This is a genomic window from Gracilibacillus halophilus YIM-C55.5 (assembly GCF_000359605.1).
Lineage (GTDB): Bacteria > Bacillota > Bacilli > Bacillales > Amphibacillaceae > Gracilibacillus > Gracilibacillus halophilus.
On the sequence record NZ_APML01000012.1, the window covers coordinates 19,820 to 36,924 of the forward strand.

Annotated in this window: 16 protein-coding genes; 3 read left to right on the top strand and 13 right to left on the bottom strand. The window is 37.1% G+C overall.

The genetic code is table 11. The features are described 5' to 3' along the window. Window positions 1-16: 16 nt before the first annotated feature. The 11 genes from J416_RS02825 to J416_RS02875 form a co-directional block, all read right to left on the bottom strand. On the bottom strand, window positions 17-322 hold the full coding sequence (locus J416_RS02825; RefSeq protein ID WP_003464418.1) for a rhodanese-like domain-containing protein: 306 nt from the start codon (window positions 320-322) through the stop codon (window positions 17-19). A gap of 18 nt (window positions 323-340) precedes the next feature. After that, window positions 341-820 carry a DsrE/DsrF/DrsH-like family protein gene (locus tag J416_RS02830; protein ID WP_003464421.1) on the bottom strand — a complete coding sequence of 160 codons (480 nt, stop codon included), beginning with the start codon at window positions 818-820 and terminating at the stop codon, window positions 341-343. A gap of 100 nt (window positions 821-920) precedes the next feature. Beyond that, window positions 921-1,181: a metal-sensitive transcriptional regulator gene (locus J416_RS02835; RefSeq protein WP_003464424.1), complete on the bottom strand. Its 261-nt coding sequence runs from the start codon at window positions 1,179-1,181 to the stop codon at window positions 921-923. A 138-nt stretch (window positions 1,182-1,319) separates the two neighbouring features. Next, the gene (locus tag J416_RS02840) at window positions 1,320-2,972 is read right to left on the bottom strand and encodes a sensor domain-containing protein (protein ID WP_003464427.1); all 1,653 of its coding nucleotides are present in this window, start codon (window positions 2,970-2,972) and stop codon (window positions 1,320-1,322) included. A 186-nt stretch (window positions 2,973-3,158) separates the two neighbouring features. Continuing rightward, entirely contained in the window at window positions 3,159-4,946 is a 1,788-nt protein-coding gene (locus J416_RS02845; protein WP_003464430.1) for a methyl-accepting chemotaxis protein, read from the bottom strand. Window positions 4,947-5,063: 117 nt separating this feature from the next. Continuing rightward, window positions 5,064-5,681, bottom strand: a complete 618-nt coding sequence (locus J416_RS02850) for a class I SAM-dependent methyltransferase (protein ID WP_003464432.1) — start codon at window positions 5,679-5,681, stop codon at window positions 5,064-5,066. Between the two features lie 106 nt (window positions 5,682-5,787). Continuing rightward, the gene (locus J416_RS02855) at window positions 5,788-7,056 is read right to left on the bottom strand and encodes an MFS transporter (RefSeq protein ID WP_003464433.1); all 1,269 of its coding nucleotides are present in this window, start codon (window positions 7,054-7,056) and stop codon (window positions 5,788-5,790) included. A gap of 215 nt (window positions 7,057-7,271) precedes the next feature. Continuing rightward, window positions 7,272-9,047, bottom strand: coding sequence for a methyl-accepting chemotaxis protein (locus tag J416_RS02860; RefSeq protein WP_003464434.1), 1,776 nt, complete (start codon window positions 9,045-9,047; stop codon window positions 7,272-7,274). Between the two features lie 158 nt (window positions 9,048-9,205). After that, window positions 9,206-9,493, bottom strand: coding sequence for a peptidoglycan-binding domain-containing protein (locus J416_RS16385; RefSeq protein ID WP_003464435.1), 288 nt, complete (start codon window positions 9,491-9,493; stop codon window positions 9,206-9,208). After that, window positions 9,490-10,071 carry a M23 family metallopeptidase gene (locus tag J416_RS14975; RefSeq protein ID WP_003464436.1) on the bottom strand — a complete coding sequence of 194 codons (582 nt, stop codon included), beginning with the start codon at window positions 10,069-10,071 and terminating at the stop codon, window positions 9,490-9,492. Before J416_RS14975 ends, J416_RS16385 begins: the two co-directional genes overlap by 4 nt. A gap of 15 nt (window positions 10,072-10,086) precedes the next feature. Beyond that, on the bottom strand, window positions 10,087-10,353 hold the full coding sequence (locus J416_RS02875) for a phage holin family protein (RefSeq protein WP_003464437.1): 267 nt from the start codon (window positions 10,351-10,353) through the stop codon (window positions 10,087-10,089). Between the two features lie 267 nt (window positions 10,354-10,620). Here J416_RS02875 and J416_RS02880 point away from each other — a divergent pair, with 267 nt between their 5' ends. The 3 genes from J416_RS02880 to J416_RS02890 all read left to right on the top strand — a co-directional run bounded on the left by J416_RS02880 (window position 10,621) and on the right by J416_RS02890 (window position 15,743). After that, complete coding sequence (locus tag J416_RS02880; RefSeq protein WP_003464438.1) at window positions 10,621-12,321, top strand: BCCT family transporter; 1,701 nt, start codon at window positions 10,621-10,623, stop codon at window positions 12,319-12,321. 125 nt (window positions 12,322-12,446) lie between these two features. Continuing rightward, entirely contained in the window at window positions 12,447-13,154 is a 708-nt protein-coding gene (locus J416_RS02885) for a DsbA family oxidoreductase (RefSeq protein WP_003464439.1), read from the top strand. Window positions 13,155-13,589: 435 nt separating this feature from the next. Beyond that, window positions 13,590-15,743: a methyl-accepting chemotaxis protein gene (locus tag J416_RS02890; RefSeq protein ID WP_003464440.1), complete on the top strand. Its 2,154-nt coding sequence runs from the start codon at window positions 13,590-13,592 to the stop codon at window positions 15,741-15,743. 55 nt (window positions 15,744-15,798) lie between these two features. On the opposite strand, the gene J416_RS02895 is transcribed toward J416_RS02890, so the two are convergent. Further along, complete coding sequence (locus J416_RS02895; protein WP_003464441.1) at window positions 15,799-16,437, bottom strand: rhamnogalacturonan acetylesterase; 639 nt, start codon at window positions 16,435-16,437, stop codon at window positions 15,799-15,801. Further along, window positions 16,427-17,104 carry a YesL family protein gene (locus J416_RS02900; protein ID WP_003464442.1) on the bottom strand — a complete coding sequence of 226 codons (678 nt, stop codon included), beginning with the start codon at window positions 17,102-17,104 and terminating at the stop codon, window positions 16,427-16,429. Before J416_RS02900 ends, J416_RS02895 begins: the two co-directional genes overlap by 11 nt. Between the last annotated feature and the right edge of the window lies 1 nt (window position 17,105).

Consider the following 17,105-nt stretch of genomic DNA (forward strand, 5'->3'; position numbering starts at 1 on the left):
ATCCATTCTCCTTTCCTTAAGATGGTTTTTCTACGTCACCATCCCAAGCCAGCATTCCACCTGCCACATTTGTAACATCATATCCGTTTTCTTCTAAAAATTGCGATGCTTTTCCGCTTCTTCCACCTGAACGGCAAACCATGTAATAATGCTTGTCTTTATCTAATTCGTCTAATCTTTCGGGAACTTCACTCAAACGAATATGCTTTGCACCAGGAATCATTCCTTCGGCAACTTCTTCATCTTCGCGAACATCAATAATGTTCACTTCATCCTTTTTGTTTACTTTTTCTTCTAATTGATTTGCTTCAATCTCTTTCATTCTTTAATTCCTCCCATTTTAGATAAATAGTGTGATATTGCCATCTTCAGAGTCACCTATATAGGCGGCAACTCCTGCATACTCAATATGATCTAACAATTCTTCCTTTTTTAATCCTAATAAATCCATTGTCATTGTACAAGCAATTAATTTTACATCTTGTTCTTGAGCCATATCAACTAAATCAGGGAGTGAAGTTGCATTATGCTTTTTCATTACATTTTTTATCATTTTTTTGCCCATGCCTAGATAATTCATTTTAGAAAGACCCATTTTGTCTACCCCTCTAGGCATCATCTTCCCGAATATTTTCTCCAACAAACCTTTGTTTACAGAAAGGTGCTCATCTTTTCTTAAAGCATTTAAACCCCAAAAGGTATGAAAAATGGTAACTTCATGGTCATATGCTGCTGCCCCATTGGCAATAATATATGCAGCCATCGCTTTATCATAATCTCCACTAAATAGTACAATTGTAGTCTTCTTGTTTTCAGACATCGTCATCCTCCTTTAAAAATTATACATATACCCGTTATGGTATAAAAGAAAGTCTTAAAAATAGAGTGGTGTCACCAACACTCTATTTTAAAACTGTATGTTATCTGCTTTTGACTAATAAGTTAACTGCTTCTTGTATTAATTCCTCAGAACTTTCTCCGTTTTCTTTCTCATCTCGTATACACTTTTCGAGATTTGAACTAACAATTAGCGCTGCGGTGCGATCAAGTGCATTACGTACAGCAGACATCTGTGTAACCACATCTCGACAATCTTTGCCTTCATCCATCATTTTTAGTAAACCGCGCATTTGGCCTTCAATTCGTTTCATACGGTTTTTCGTTTTCGCATCATATTCCATGATGAAGACACTCCTTTCATATAAGAACTTGTACTGATATCATACTAAATCTATCAGAATAAGCCAACTACTATACCTTTCATTTGCTGTACAATGATTACTATATACCCTTATAGGTATTTTGTCAACTGCTATCGATTAAAAATGATCAAAAACGTAATAGCCATCTTTCCCGCCTTTTTTCGCTTGATATAAAGCAATATCTGCTTGTTTCATTAATTGCGTTGCATCCAGTGAATCATTGGGTTGGAGAATTCTTATTCCAATACTCGTTGTTACATGTAATTGATTACCATGTAACGGCCATGGTTGATAGATTTTTTGTTTAATTTCTCTCGCAAAACGTTTTACATCGAATTGGCCTTGTGCGCGCCGGAGCAAGACGATGAATTCATCCCCTCCAAGCCTTGCCACAATGTCATCTCGACTAATTATTTGTTGAATTCTTTGGCCAAACTCGACAATCACTTCATCGCCAATATCATGACCGTATTCATCATTAATCGACTTAAAATCATCAATATCTAACATTATAACTGCAATGGCTTCTTCATTCCTTTGAAATTGTTCGAGTGCATATCTTAATTTTTCTTGAAACAAGCGACGATTCGGTAGGTCGCTTAATGAATCGTGCATGGCAAAATGCTCTAATTGCTCTTCATATCTCCTTTGAAGGGTTACGTCCCGTGATAATACGACCATATATTTAAAGTTACCAATCACATCAAATACAGGCGTTCCATAAGATTCAATCCAAATATACTGACCTGATTCTGTATTATGACGAACTTGTGCAGAATACGGTTCGCCATTTTGTATCGATCCGGTAACTAACTCATATAACGTATCTTGATCGTCTGGATGTATTTGATGTAAAAACACTTTACCGAAAAATTCTTGGTCATGAAAACCGACAATCTTGCGATAAGACGGTGATGCATAAATAATTTTGCCGTTACGATCCACTAATGAAATCAAGTCATGTGCATTCTCAGCAATAATACGAAACCGTTCTTCACTTTCTAACAATTTTTGTTGGGACTGATGTTCTTGTGATAGATTACGAATGATTGCAAAAATGCCTTCAACCGCTTGATCAATAATTAAAGGTGTCACCTTAATAGCTACGTCTACTGAATGCCCTTGTTTGTGATAGACTCTCGTACGTACTTGTTGATGTTTATTTTGATTAAATAATTTGTTTATTTCTTTATCATAAAAAAAGATATGCTCTGCCGTTTTACCAATGAGTTCGGTTGGTCGATAACCGATTAATTGTTCAGTTTGCGGATTACTATTTACAATTTCCCCATGTAAGTCAAATGCTAAAATCGCATCTGGATTATCGCTAAATAGTGACTGATAATTTTTCTTGCTACGATCCAATTCATTCCATATTTGTTCCATTTGTGACTGTGTCTTTTCTTGATCCGTGATATCTTGCACAACTGCGACAACAAATGTAAGAGACTTCTCCTGATCATTAATTGGAAATAACTTCGATTTCATATAGCGCTCACCGCTGTCGCTTTGAAATTCATCGACATATTCTATTTGTTCTTGGCTTTCTAATACATGCAAATATTGATCATGTAAAAACGCAGCTTTCTCTTTCGGTAAAGCATCATGCAATGTAAGCCCTATCACTTTCTCCGTTAAACCTGTTTCGTTCATGGCTTGTCGATTCAGAAAATAATAGACGAAACCTTGCTTTTGTGCTTGCATAATATATATTTGATCCGTCATATTCTCTTTTAAAATTTGTAAATAAATGTTTTCATTGTTAGCCATCCTTAACCCACCTACCCCCTAAACAGTTTATGTCGAAATTAATCGAATTTTATCAATTTACATTATTATATTTAATCTTACACCATTCGTATATAGTTCCATAGAACCATTTCTATTGACATATTCACCCATTCATCAATAAAAAAAGAAACCCCCATCAGCGATGAGAGTTTCATTACCGAATGTTTATATCACTTTAAATCGTGAAATTTCTTGTTCCAATTCCTTCGCAAGAGCATCAAGTTCGTCTGCACTTTTAGCGACTTCTTCCATTGATTGATTTGTTTCTTCAGCTGAGGACGCAGTTTGTTCAACTGCAGCCGCAGATTCTTCTGTAACAGAAGCAATTTCATCGACCGAGCGATTGACTTCAATGCTGTTTGAATCTATTTCTTTTAAATCACCAACTATTGTTTGTACCTGATTGAGCATTCGATTTAGCGACTCATAGATCGTTTCAAACGTCTCGCCCGTCTGATTCATTTGTTCGGTTCCTTTTTCAACTTCTTGATAGCCTGACTGTAGTGATTTTGCGACTTCACCTGATTCTTCCTGTATACTTGCGACAATCGGATTTATTTCTGAAATTGATTGACTGACTTGTTCTGCTAATTTTCGAACTTCATCAGCTACTACAGCAAATCCTTTTCCTGCCTCACCTGCACGCGATGCTTCAATCGCAGCATTCAGTGCTAAAAGGTTGGTCTGTTCAGCAATATCATTAATGACATCAACGATTTTATCAATTTCTTCTGTACGTTTATCTAAGCCTGATACTTTATCATAAGCCGTTCCTACCATGTTTTGAATCGTATTCATCTGAGATTCGACTTGATGGAGTTTCTCTTCCCCTTGTTTACTCAATTGTAAAACTTGGTCAGATTCTGAAGCGACAGTTTCGCCTTTTTCAGCCGCATTCGTTACTTTTTGTTTATATTGATCCATCGAACTTGCTAAATCTGATGCATGATTCGCTTGTGATTCACTACCAGAAGAAAGTTCTTCCATAGTTGCAGCAATTTGCTCACTTCCTTCTTTCACTTGCTCTGATGATTTCTGTAAATTGTCACTCTGATTCATGACGCGACCAGTTGCGATCATTACTTGATTGACAATTTGATAAAGATTCAGTCTCATCTGATTGATCGATTGAGCTAACGTCGTAAATTCATCATTGCCTTTCATTTCAAGGTCTGATCCACTTAAATCTCCATCCGCTAGACGATCCAGTTCGGTTTGAATCTTTCGCAAATTATACTGGATCACTCGAACGAAAAAGATGACAATTGCTAAGCCAATAATAATCGAAACTGCCATCGTTATCAGCGTTGTCTGTAATATATCCTGTCGCAACATAGTGGCAATTTTATACATGTCGAAATCAATGGCTGTTACACCTATCGTTTCACCAGCAGCATTTTGTACTTGCTTCGCTAGTGTAATAATAGGTTGTCCTGTTGCTGTATCAATATATGGGCTTGTCCAAACCACTTCATCCGGTGAAGCATTCATAGCTTTTTGATACCAATCGGTCGTACTCGCATCATATTGACTTAAATCAACATCCTCAGCTGGAATATCATTCAAATAAAGAGAGCCATCAGGCAAGCCTAAATATAAGTTAATGATAAATTCCCGACCGTCTGCTAAATTTGTAAAATGATTCTCATAATAAGCTGTTAAACTAGGATCATTGGTATCCGGCATATTCGTATATGTACTGCTTTCTTCCGATTCAATCGAATCATATTGAATTTGCTCACTTTCGGATACTTGTGTAAGGAAGGATTCGTACTCTTGAAACGTGTCTTGATATTGTGGAGAAATGTCTACAATGTCATCTTTTTGAATGACCGCTCGTTCGAGAATCTCCGTTTTTTGATATGTCATAATACCTACAACTGTTAACGGAATGACTAATAAAAGAATCATAATAATCGGTAACTTAAACTTAATTTTCCGTAAGTGTCGCATCGTATTGTCCCCTTTATAAAAAAATTCTATCTTTATGACTAGTCATTATATCATGGTAAGGAATTTATGACTACAAGGATAAAAATAAAAAGTAGATTCATGACCATAGTCACAAACCTACTTTCTCGCAATGACAATACCTAATGGATAATGAGATTGTGTTGCATTGGCTGCAGGTTCAATCAATGCCCCTTTTTGATAATAAAAGGTTTTACTTGAAAAATTCTGAAACATTTCAAAAAATTCACCTTCTGTCACTTGATGAACATGAAAAGGTGACCCACATGGTTTTCCTCGACCTGCACCAAAAGGAGTTGATAAGATTAACGTACCACCTGGCTTCAATAACTGATATACATTCTCTAAAAATTGATTTTCTGCTTCAACATGTTCAATCGTTTCAAAACTAAGAATCGTATCAAAGCGTCCAAGCTGATCTGACAAATCATTGTCCGTTACATCCGCTATTTGATAACTCGATAATGGATGATAGTATTGCTTCTGCGCATATTTTACAACGTCTGGATCAATATCAACACCGATAATTTCCTCAATATGTTTTTTGCATTTTTTCGCGATGATATGTGTACCATATCCTGCGCCTGCTGCAAAATCTAAAACCCTCCCCTGGACAAAAGGTACCGAGAAATGATATCTCGTTAGATGTTCAATTAATAATTCATTGGTTATATTCATATTTTCTGGAATGATTCGCTCACCCGTATCTTCTATCATAATCATCACCACTTTATATATTGATCTTCATTATCATAACATAATCCTTTGTCTTTCCTCGAGAGTAAACGGCAGAATCATAATGGTTCTACCGTTTCACATTTTTTTAGTCACTGAATGAAGTTGGTTTTTTGGCTAGAATAGCACTGATCAGCCCCAATACAGGGAAGATCAATGTTGCTAATAATACGGGTGTATAACTTTGAAACAAGTCAAAACCAACCCCAAATGGCAATGGACCAAGAGAAGAACCAATAACGCCGACTGTTGCTCCGTAGCCATTGATACTACCTATATACTTTCTCCCAAAATAATTGGGCCAAACAACGCCCACCGCGATTCGCTCTAGGCCTCCAGCAAGTCCCCATAATATGCCAAAAATAATCGCTAACCAAAACGTTTTAGTCACTAGTAAGAAGAGTAACAACACAAATTCGATGATGAAAATAACAATAAATACATAATTTGTTTTCACTTTATCGGTAATATAACCAGACACTAAAGACATCGGGATACCTACAAAAGCCATTAAGCTAAGTACCATTGCAGCAATTTCTAATGATAGTCCATTCTCATTGAAGATTGATGTAATATGAAAAGTAATGCCTGTATTCACCATAGCAGGGATCCCAACACAAATTAATATAGCCCAAAACGCCTTTGTTCGTTTGGCTTGCGCTAATGTCCAGTTCTTTTCCGCTTCCACAATTGGCGTATGAAAACCACCTGTAGCTTCCCGTCTATTAGGTGGTTGTAATCCATCTGGTTCAAGGCCTATCATTTCTGGTCGGTTTTTCACTCCGAAAAAAGCAAGTGGGACAAATATGATGATGATAAGTATTCCCCAAAATCGCCAAGCAACTTCCCATCCCCATGTCTGAATAAGTGCTGTGTTAATAATTGGAAATGACATTGCACTTGCAAAACCAAATAAAGCTTTCAGACTAAAAGCTCGTCCTCTTCGTTTAATAAACCATTGTGCTACAAGCGTATTAGGAATCAGCGACATACTACCTTGACCAAGCAAACGAATAAAGAAAAAACCAATGGCCAACATCCAAATACTCGATACGATACTATTGTAAAAACAAGCAATACTTAACAACGTACCGACAATGACCATCATTGCACGTTGCCCGACTCTATCAATTAACTTTCCAACATAGATCATTAACAAACCTGCTAATAAAGTGGCTATTGAATAGACACTAGAAACTTCTGAGCGTGACCAACCAAAGTCACGTATATATTCATCGATAAATTGTGAGTTGGAATATGTTTGCCCAGGCCCTGAGAAAAAGATTCCTAATCCGCCAATGAACAAGATCAACCAACCATAATAAATGTTATGAAAAAACTTTAATTTATATAACATTTCCCTCCCCCCTTCACGTTTCATTGCAATCCTGTACTGGTCAATCGGAATATGTATAACAACCATTCACTATAACAGTTTTCTATTTATATGCAAGCGTTTTAATTCACCATTAGTTATCGTTTTGCTAGATGATCGATCATTTTTTATGTCTAAGTAAAAATACCGAGCGTAAACATTACGCTCGGTTATAATCGAAAATAGGTTAATGGTTATTACTGGTCATCTCTTTGCTTTTTCAATTCAAATTGGTCGACCATTTGTTTTAACTCATCCGAGATTTCTGTTAACTGATTCGCTTGTTTGGACACTTCTTCCATGGACGTACTCGATTCTTCAGCAGATGCTGATGTTTCCTCAATGCCCGCAGCAGACTCTTCTGATGTTGAAGCAATTTCTTGAATCGATTCATTCATTTCACTTGTTTGACTCGATACATCATTCATATTTTTTGTAATGGTTTGAATTTTTTCTACCATATTCGTCACTGCCGAGCGAATGTCAGTAAATGTTTCACTAGTGGTCTCAATCTGTCGAGACCCTTGTTCGACTTCTTGATAGCCCGTTTTTAATGATGCTGAAACGTCAGAAGACTCTGTTTGAATACGGTTTACAATATTTGTAATCTCTGTAACTGAATTTGATACTTGTTCAGCTAACTTACGTACTTCATCGGCAACGACGGCAAAGCCTTTTCCTTCTTCACCTGCTCGTGCCGCTTCAATGGCAGCATTTAATGCTAGTAAATTGGTTTGCTCAGCGATATCTTTAATCACGCCAACTAATGTCGTAATTTCTTGTGATTGCTGATCCAAGTGTTCTACTTTTTGAACGGCATCTTTTACAATCGAATCGATTTTTTTCATTTGCTCTGTTGATGACTCCATTAACTCTTTCCCATCTGATGTTTTATTCAACACTTCATTCGACTCATTAGAAGCCTCAGCTCCCTTTGTATCCGTTTCGTTTACGATTTGTCGAAAACCTTCCATCTTTTCTGACAGTGTACTCACATGGTTGGCTTGTAGTTCCGCACCTGAAGCCAATTCTTCCATTGTTGTCGTTACTTGTTCTGAACTTGTTTTCACTTCATGAGCCGATTTATTTAGTCCTGTGCTTTGTTGTTGCAATGAATTGGAAACATGATCAATATTAGCAACCATTTCATGCAATTGATTTTGCATCGTATTCATTTCATTCGCTAACGTCTCAAATTCATCATTTGTTTTTACATGTAATGGTTCTTGTGCTAACTTGCCACTCGATAAATCTCTCATCCGTTGCATCACATGGTGGAGTCCTTTCGTCATACGATTAGCAAATAACCACGTAATCAATCCGCCAATAATAATAAAAATTGAAGTCACGATGAATACCATATAACGAATATGATTGGCCGGTTGATTAAAATCCATTAAATACGTACTTGCACTAACGACCCAACCCCAATTTTCGTCATAAGCAGAATAAATCACTTTTTCTTCTACACGATTTTCATTATGTGGAAGCGGCCAATCATAATACGTATATCCGCCGCCATTCATTGCTTTTTCTGTATATTCTTGCGCAAAGTAATTGCCCGACGAATCTGTCTCTTCCCATAAGCTTTCACCTTCCATATTTGGATGAGCGAGCAATAGACCTTCTTGGTCAGAAATGTAAGCGTACCCATTTTTACCCAAGTCAATGGACGTATTAATCGGCCTTGTACCGTCATTTTGCCGCTCCCCTAATAACGCTTCTTTTACTTGTTCTTGTGCTTCTTTCAGTTCGAGATTGCCTTGTTCTACTTCTTCATTTAATGAATCAATCATTTCAAGCGTCATAACGACTGAATTTTTTAAGTTTGTTTTACCTAATTCATTTAATGAATCTTTGCTTTGTTGATAGGTCAAGTAACCAAGTAATACTAATGGTACCATTAACAATAAAAATGTAACGGTTACCAGTTTTGTTTTTACTGATCGCGAGCGAAGTTTCAATTTTTTCATGATGTACCCCCTAAAATCTATCTTACTTCATTATTTCGTCATAATTTTCAAAATATTAAGTCTTTTGTCCCTAATTCTTTTGAAATTAGGTAAAATTCAAAGGATCTAACTTCATAAGACGTAAAACGAGCAGCCATTAAAATGACTGCTCTAATGCTTTAAAAAAGATGGTTCCATGTCTTCGGACCGACAATTCCATCTATTTTTAGTCCATGTTTTTGTTGGTATGCTTTCACTGCTTGTTGTGTTTTTGGACCAAATATTCCATCCGTTTCCGCGCCTACGCGTCGTTGAATATGTTTTACTACTTCACCAGTACTGCCTAAACTAATGTAATATCCAGGGTAATTATCTACAATTTGCGTGGCTTCTTGAAATTTCGATTGTGTTACCGGACCAACAATACCATCCACTTTAATCTGCTGATCTCTCTGAAAATGTTTCACCGCTCGCTCTGTTTCATCCCCAAATATACCATCAACCCGTACGTAGGAAGTGCGTAGCCTAAGCGCAATAATTTTTGTTGTATATCTTCCACATCACTACCTCGGTCGCCACTCTCTATAAGCTGAGAGCTACTTGTTCTTTGTTGTATATATTCAATGGGGTCCATGGTAGAAGCACTTTCGTTGCTGCGATAACCATAAGGCGGGCTCGACTCTGCCTGTTTTCGAACCTCAAAATGCAAATGTGAACCCGTTACATATCCTGTCGCACCTTGATAACCAATGACTTCCCCTTCTGAAACACGCTGATGGTTACTTACAGCTATTCGATCTAAATGCGCATATAGTAATCCACGATTGTTACGGTCTTTAATAAAAACAACATTCCCATATCCACCAAAACCAGTACCACTTTGTCCAAATCCTGCATATAAAACAGTGCCTGAAGTGAATGAGTGGATCGGTGCTTGATGTGATTTTACTAAGTCGACACCAGAATGAAAATCAGCCCCACCACTGATGGGATGTGTTCGATTACCATAAGGACTTGTGATTCGATAACCTTTAAATTCTGCCAAAATGGATTCCCTCCTTTATTCGATTTGATCACGTGCACTCGTCTGCTTTACGATTTGATGACTAAAGACAGCAATCCCTGTTGCGATCACACCATCTGCTATCGCACGAACAGACCAGCCATAAAAGAAACATGATGCTAGCACTCCTATGCATAAAAGGATCCAAACAATAAGCCAATCGGGTATAAACGGTGTTCGTTTACAAGCATAACCAATGAACCACAACGCTGGTACAATAAACCAAAAATCATCCTTCATAAAATGAATGTAATCGGCCAGCATTTTGAACACCTCCTCTGTGTTACACATATGAGTAGCTAGCGTTCCTTCTTTTGATTATCTATCTGCACAGATAATCTATTACATTGTATGCGCGTAAAATAAGACTTGCCTTGGCATTCACCTCAACCAGCCCCCTATTTTTATAATCAAACGAATCCCTAATACAGTGTCTAGATTTTGTTTAAATCAGCTTAGAAAGTACATGCTATAAATATCCGTACAAAAGGACGAATGATCAACAAGGGGGGACAACGATGTCTTGTTATCATGAGACGTCGACAGCAAATGGCGAATGATCAACAAATGAAAAAAGTAGGGAACATCGGTGTTGTTTTTGTTATTTCGACAATTTTTGTTACTTTATTTGTTATCTGGGGGGCTCTTTCACCATCTACCTTACAAAAAGTTGCGAATAACGGATTGGAATGGATGATTACGAACTTTGGTTGGTTCTATATGCTTATTACCGCCTTCTTTGTTCTGTTTGTCATTGCCTTAGCCATTAGTCCATATGGAAAACTGCGATTAGGCAAACGCGATGACCGCCCTGAATACTCATGGTTTTCATGGATCGGTATGTTATTTGCTGCGGGTATCGGTGTGGGGTTCGTATTTTGGGGAGTAGCTGAACCTGTTCTCTATTACATGGATCCACCATTCGGCTATACACCAGGGACTCGTGAATCGGCACTCGCTGGCTTGCGATACGGCGCCTATCATTGGTCATTGCATCCTTGGGCCATCTTTTCCATTGTTGGCATGACACTTGCTTACGTTCAATTTCGTAAAGATCGCCCAGCTCTCATCAGTTCTGCTTTTTATCCAATGATTGGTGGACGCGTCGATGGTCCACTTGGTAAAACAATTGATATATTAGCGGTGTTAGCCACATGTACGGGTGTAGCAACAACATTCGGTTTAAGTGCCATGCAGATCACAGGCGGATTATCACATGTTACCGCTATTCCGAACTCACCTTGGACCCAATTAATCATCATTGCAATCGTAACAGTCTTATTTATGATGTCTGCAGCCAGAGGACTTGACCGCGGAATAAAAATTTTAAGCAACATCAATTTAACAGTTGCTGCGTTATTATTACTTTTCGTGCTCATTGTAGGTCCAACATTATTTATCGCTGAAAGTTTCGTCACAACACTTGGGGGTTATATAACCAATGTCGTACCAATGGCATTAACATTAACACCATTTTCGGAAAGCGAATGGCTCGGAACCAATACAATCTTCTTTTGGGCTTGGCATATTTCATGGGCACCATTCATGGGTATGTTTATAGCTCGAATCTCCAAAGGAAGAACTATCAGAGAATTTATGGCGGGAGTATTAATTGTACCTTCTATACTAGCTATCATTTGGTTTACAACTTTTGGAGGAACAGGATTATATATTGAACGATTCGGTGCTGGTGGTTTAGCTGCATTAGTAAATTCGCAAGTCGAAATTGCATTGTTTGCTACATTAAGCGAACTTCCTCTACATTTGATTACGAATTTATTAGCCATTGTCCTCATTCTAATATTTTTTATTACTTCAGCTGATTCGGCTTCATTTGTATTAGGATCCATGACGTCTAATGGTGATTTAGAACCAAAAGTGTCCGTAAAATTAACTTGGGGGCTATTAATTGCTGGAGCCGCTAGCGTCTTGTTATTCAGTGGTGGGGGTGGCTTACATGCTTTACAAACTGCATCGATTATCGCTGCACTTCCATTTGCAATTATAATGATCGTTATGATTATTGGGATTATGATTACTTTTAGTAATGATTGGAGATTGGATCGCAAATGTCAAATACAACAGCGGGTAGATCAAGCAAAAGGGGAATTTCGGCAAGAAATGAAAGAAGAAGTATATGAAGAGATGAAAGAGGAGATGTATGATGAAATATATGACGAAATGAAACAAGACATCATGGATGAATTAGATCAAAAAGATAATCGAAAATAAAACAAAAAACTGAATCATACGGGTGATGTGTATCTTCAAATGGTCCATCGTTTTTGTGCAAATCGCTTTGCTATCTAATTTTTCTATGTAAAAATAGAAGAAATGGATAGTTTGAGGTGATGAAAGTGAAAATCGAAATCTGGTCCGATTTTGTTTGTCCATTTTGCTACATTGGAAAACGGAGATTGGAACAAGCAATCGAACGATATCCAGAAAATATATCTGTTCATATAGAGTATAAAAGTTTTGAGTTAGATCCAAACGCACCCACATATCAAGGAACAGGCATTCATGAATCTTTGGCAAAAAAATACGGTATGAGCATAGAACAAGCTAAACAAGCCAACGCCCAAATTCGAGAACAAGCGAGGTCCGTAGGGTTAGAATTCGTATTTGATACCATGAAACCAACGAATACTTTTGATGTACATCGAGTGGCAAAGTATGCAAAAGAAATGGGTGTAGAAGCAACATTTACCGAAGAAATGTTACATCAATATTTTTCTAAATCAAAAAATCTTAGCGATCAAGAGACATTGACTACTATTTCAGAAAATATCGGGTTAGACCCTCATCAAGTAGAGACGATTCTAAGAGATTCAAATCTTTATGCAAATAATGTACGCGCTGATGAAGCTGAAGCACAGAATCTTGGAATTACCGGTGTACCATTTTTCGTTATCAATCAAAAATACGCGATTTCTGGTGCTCAACCAACGGAAACGTTTTTACAAGCGATTGAAAGAGTGCATGAAGAAGAAAAAGACGGATTACAAGACCTCACGCCAACAACCGATGCTGACTATTGTGATGGTGACCATTGCTATCGGTAATAAAAGATATGAAAAGATAAGATAAACCCGAATGTTCGTTGATATTATCCGTTAACATTCGGGTCTATTTTTGGCAATCAATGATTATCATCGATTGGGTAACACACTCCACTTTTACCCTCAACCTGCTAACGTAATGTCAGCATTTCTCCATTCGCTTCACAATACGATAATATCCTAGGCAAAATAAATCGAACGAATTAACTTTTCTGTTATTTAAAAAACGCTTCCATATTTTTTTCGAAATAGTATCGTTATTTTTTCCTAAACATGTTATAATCAATTCGTACTATTAAATCGGTTAAATTACCTATTAAAAACATCTACACCATGACTATGACTCATAAAATAGGTTAACCTTTTTTACTTTTTATAATTTTTATCATCATTACAAAAACGATGGTAAAAGAAAGAGAGTCTAGGGGGTAGTTACAGATGTTCAAGAAAAAGGTGAAGCAACAATCACCGAAACAAAAGCGTTCAATCAAACAACTGTGGAGCTCACTGTTGCACAAAATGAACATGAGGAGGTCGAGAAAATCTGAAAATGAACATTCCGCAAGTCAAGTATGGAAGCATTCGAACGTGAATCGGAAGCATTCAATTAGTACCAAAATGTCAATCAGTATTTTAGCCACTGTTTTTGCAAGCGTTCTAATAGTAGGTGTTTCGTCTTATATTATTTCTAATAATATTATTAAGTCAAAAGTAACAGGAGCTTCTGAACAAACTGTCATTCAAACTGGCGATAAGTTAGACTTTATGATTCAACGCTATCGTGACAGAGTAACCGAAATCTTAATGGCAGACAATTTCAGAGACACACTTCTTGAGTTAAACACTTTTGAAAACGCAAACACAAACAATTTCGATTATTTTTCTCAAAAACAAATCATCGATGATGAGCTTGCGGCGATTAGTACGATTAATACGAATATTACACTTCACCTACTAAATGTCGATAAGGAGCGAATTATTTCGTCAACTGAGGGCGCGCCTCAAGCCGCATTTTTTGATAGCGATTGGTATGATTCAGCGGTAAATACGAAAGGTACATACTGGATTGGTGGCAAAAAAAGTGGTGTTTCGGACAATAATAGTAATGCTACCGTTAGTTTTGCACAAACCTTAAATATAAATGGCTCGAACTTTATGCTGATTATGGAACTAGCCTATCCAATCTTTCAAGATGCTTTAGCAGACGTCCGGTTCGGAGAAAATGGGTTAGCAAGGGTAGTGGATACGAATAACGAAGTTGTATTTTCATTTAATGAAGAAGAGATTGGCAAACCCTATCAATATGAAATAGCTATTGACTCAGAAAAAAATATGGTAGAACGCAAGGGCCAACTCGTGTTTCAACACAATTCACAAGCGTCTGATCTATATTTGGTCGGTTCTGTACCCGAAAGTGAATTAACAAAGGATACGCAAATTATTTTTATTGTTACTGTTATCATTATTTTGTTATCCTTATTATTCTCTTTACTATTCGCACGTCGAATCGTTAAAACCATTGCTCGACCAATATCCAATATATCTGGATTAATGCAAGTTGCAGAAGATGGGGATTTACGCGTCCGTTCGGATCAAGCAAATCGAAAAGATGAAATTGGCGAATTATCAAATAGCTTTAATCATATGCTCGAAAACATATCCGAAATGATGAATCAAACGCGCAGCTCTTCTACAAAAGTATTAGATGCAGCGGTTGAATTAACAGATATTGCGCAGTCACAATCACAATCTGCAAAAGAAGTTGCAAGTGCATCTGAAGAGATTTCAAGTGGCGCTACTGGATTAACGGATGAAGCCGAACGAGGCAATACACTCGCATCTACGATTTATCAAGAAGTGGAAAATGTCTACAACAATAACACCGAGATGCAAGATTTTGCCAAAGAAGTCGTGAACGGTAGTTACGATGGATTAGAAAAAATGAATCAATTAGTAACGAAAACAAAAGATAGTGAAACAATGACCAACGCGCTTTCAACAAAGGTCGATACACTTAAAAACAGTACGGAACAGATTAATCAAGTGATGGAAATGTTAACAGATATTGCGCAACAAACGAACTTGCTTTCATTAAATGCTGCGATCGAAGCGGCTCGAGCAGGTGAATCTGGCAAAGGATTTGCTGTTGTTGCTGATGAAATTCGTAAACTTTCAACACAATCAAAGAATTCTATTGATAAAGTAGAAGAAATTACAAATGAAATTGTCAATGAAGTCGATGACACACTGCAAGTTCTTGAGGAAGCAACTCCTCGATTCAGCGAACAAGTCCAACAAGCTGAAGATACGCAATCCATACTCAACAATGTTGGTGAGCGAATGGGTGCATTTGATGATAAAATTGCAGAAGTGACTGAATCGATTAAACAATTACGGAACTCACAAGATACACTGACATCAACGATTCAGCAAGTCAGTGCAACAGCAGAAGAATCATCAGCCATTAGCGAAGAAGTGTCTGCATCAACTGAAGAACAACTCAATGTGACCGATAAATTAGTATCAACTTCTGATGAACTAAAAGAGTTATCGGAACAATTACAAGAAATGATGAAAAGATTTCAAGTATAAATAATCCCTCTTCAAGGATCGAATCATTTCATCCTTGAAGAGGTTTTTTTGTCAACTAATGGTCATCAATCAATGCATTCAATTGTAAAGATATGAGTAAAGCGATTTGACTGGCACCTTTCTTTGTGAAATGTGTAAAATCCTCCCCATTGACATAAGCCATATAATAAGGGAGCACTCGCTCATATCCAATCGTCTGAAAGTGTGATAAACTTAAGGCCATTCCATCGATGAGTACCGTGTTTGTTTCTGCAGCTACTTCTTTCATCGCATTACAATAATCACAAAAATCACTTAAAAACGCACCATTTACATAATGAAGTCTTGCTACAGGTGTAATCAAAATGGGTGTTGCTTTTTGTTTATAGATTTCGTTCACGAACAAGTGTAAATTCTCTTGGTAATCTTGATATGGTTCCGTATACCGATGAGGCCTTATTTTGGTTGAATCATTATGGCCTAACTGAATGGTGACCATATCGTCTGACTGTAACTGTTGCAACACATTATCTAAACGACCTTCTTCAATAAATGTTTTTGTACTTCTACCACCTATTGCATGATTACGAATGTCAATATCCTTCGATAGATAACTTGTGAGAAACTGTCCCCATCCTGCTTGTGGCGCTTCATCTTCGGTGTAAGTCTGACAAGTAGAATCACCGATTAAATATAATGCTCGTTTATTTTTCACTAAGAATCTCCCCTTCACTCATCCCATTCGTTTTTGACGTTTCAAGTAGTGATTGTTTATATTCAATCCTTATAAAAGTGCGGTAACAAATCCACATCACAACCAAACTCGTTAGACTCGGACCAAATAAAAACAAGAAAACCGAAAATGTCACCCATAAATAATACAGAACAAAACAAGCGGCTAATAGATACATCGTTCGCAATGGCTGATACAGACTTATTAAGAGAGCATTTTTGATATATTGGCCGATGGAACGATCATAATGTACATATAACGGGAATACATAAAGCAACAGCAATCCATACAAAATTGCCGTGAGAATAAAAGTCGCTTTTACTAATAAATTGATGGTTGGATCATTAACTTCGAAATAATGTAAATTAACGAGCAACATCATTCCAAATAGAAATAATAACCAAAATAATCCATTCGCTTTTAAAAATTCTTCTCGATAAGATTTCCAAAACACAGGGAACACAGCAAATCCCTGTTCACCCATTGACCATTTTCGAAACACGGCAAACATCGCTACTGTGCTCGGACCTATCCCCAAAAAGAACAAACCTAGTAAGGTAAATACAATCCACAGAAAATTAACATAAAATAAAAATAAGACAGCTTCTCCAAATTGATAAAATCGACCCATAAAACTATCACTGTTCACA

Bases quoted from the DNA above. Each gene is read 5' to 3' on its own strand.
- J416_RS02845 (WP_003464430.1), bottom strand. From the start codon at position 4,946: ATGCGACACTTACGGAAAATTAAGTTTAAGTTACCGATTATTATGATT.
- J416_RS02825 (WP_003464418.1), bottom strand. From the start codon at position 322: ATGAAAGAGATTGAAGCAAATCAATTAGAAGAAAAAGTAAACAAAAAG.
- J416_RS02860 (WP_003464434.1), bottom strand. From the start codon at position 9,047: ATGAAAAAATTGAAACTTCGCTCGCGATCAGTAAAAACAAAACTGGTA.
- J416_RS02890 (WP_003464440.1), top strand. From the start codon at position 13,590: ATGTTCAAGAAAAAGGTGAAGCAACAATCACCGAAACAAAAGCGTTCA.
- J416_RS02850 (WP_003464432.1), bottom strand. From the start codon at position 5,681: ATGATAGAAGATACGGGTGAGCGAATCATTCCAGAAAATATGAATATA.
- J416_RS02880 (WP_003464438.1), top strand. From the start codon at position 10,621: ATGAGACGTCGACAGCAAATGGCGAATGATCAACAAATGAAAAAAGTA.
- J416_RS02840 (WP_003464427.1), bottom strand. From the start codon at position 2,972: ATGGCTAACAATGAAAACATTTATTTACAAATTTTAAAAGAGAATATG.
- J416_RS02855 (WP_003464433.1), bottom strand. From the start codon at position 7,056: ATGTTATATAAATTAAAGTTTTTTCATAACATTTATTATGGTTGGTTG.
- J416_RS02835 (WP_003464424.1), bottom strand. From the start codon at position 1,181: ATGGAATATGATGCGAAAACGAAAAACCGTATGAAACGAATTGAAGGC.
- J416_RS02830 (WP_003464421.1), bottom strand. From the start codon at position 820: ATGTCTGAAAACAAGAAGACTACAATTGTACTATTTAGTGGAGATTAT.
- J416_RS02875 (WP_003464437.1), bottom strand. From the start codon at position 10,353: ATGCTGGCCGATTACATTCATTTTATGAAGGATGATTTTTGGTTTATT.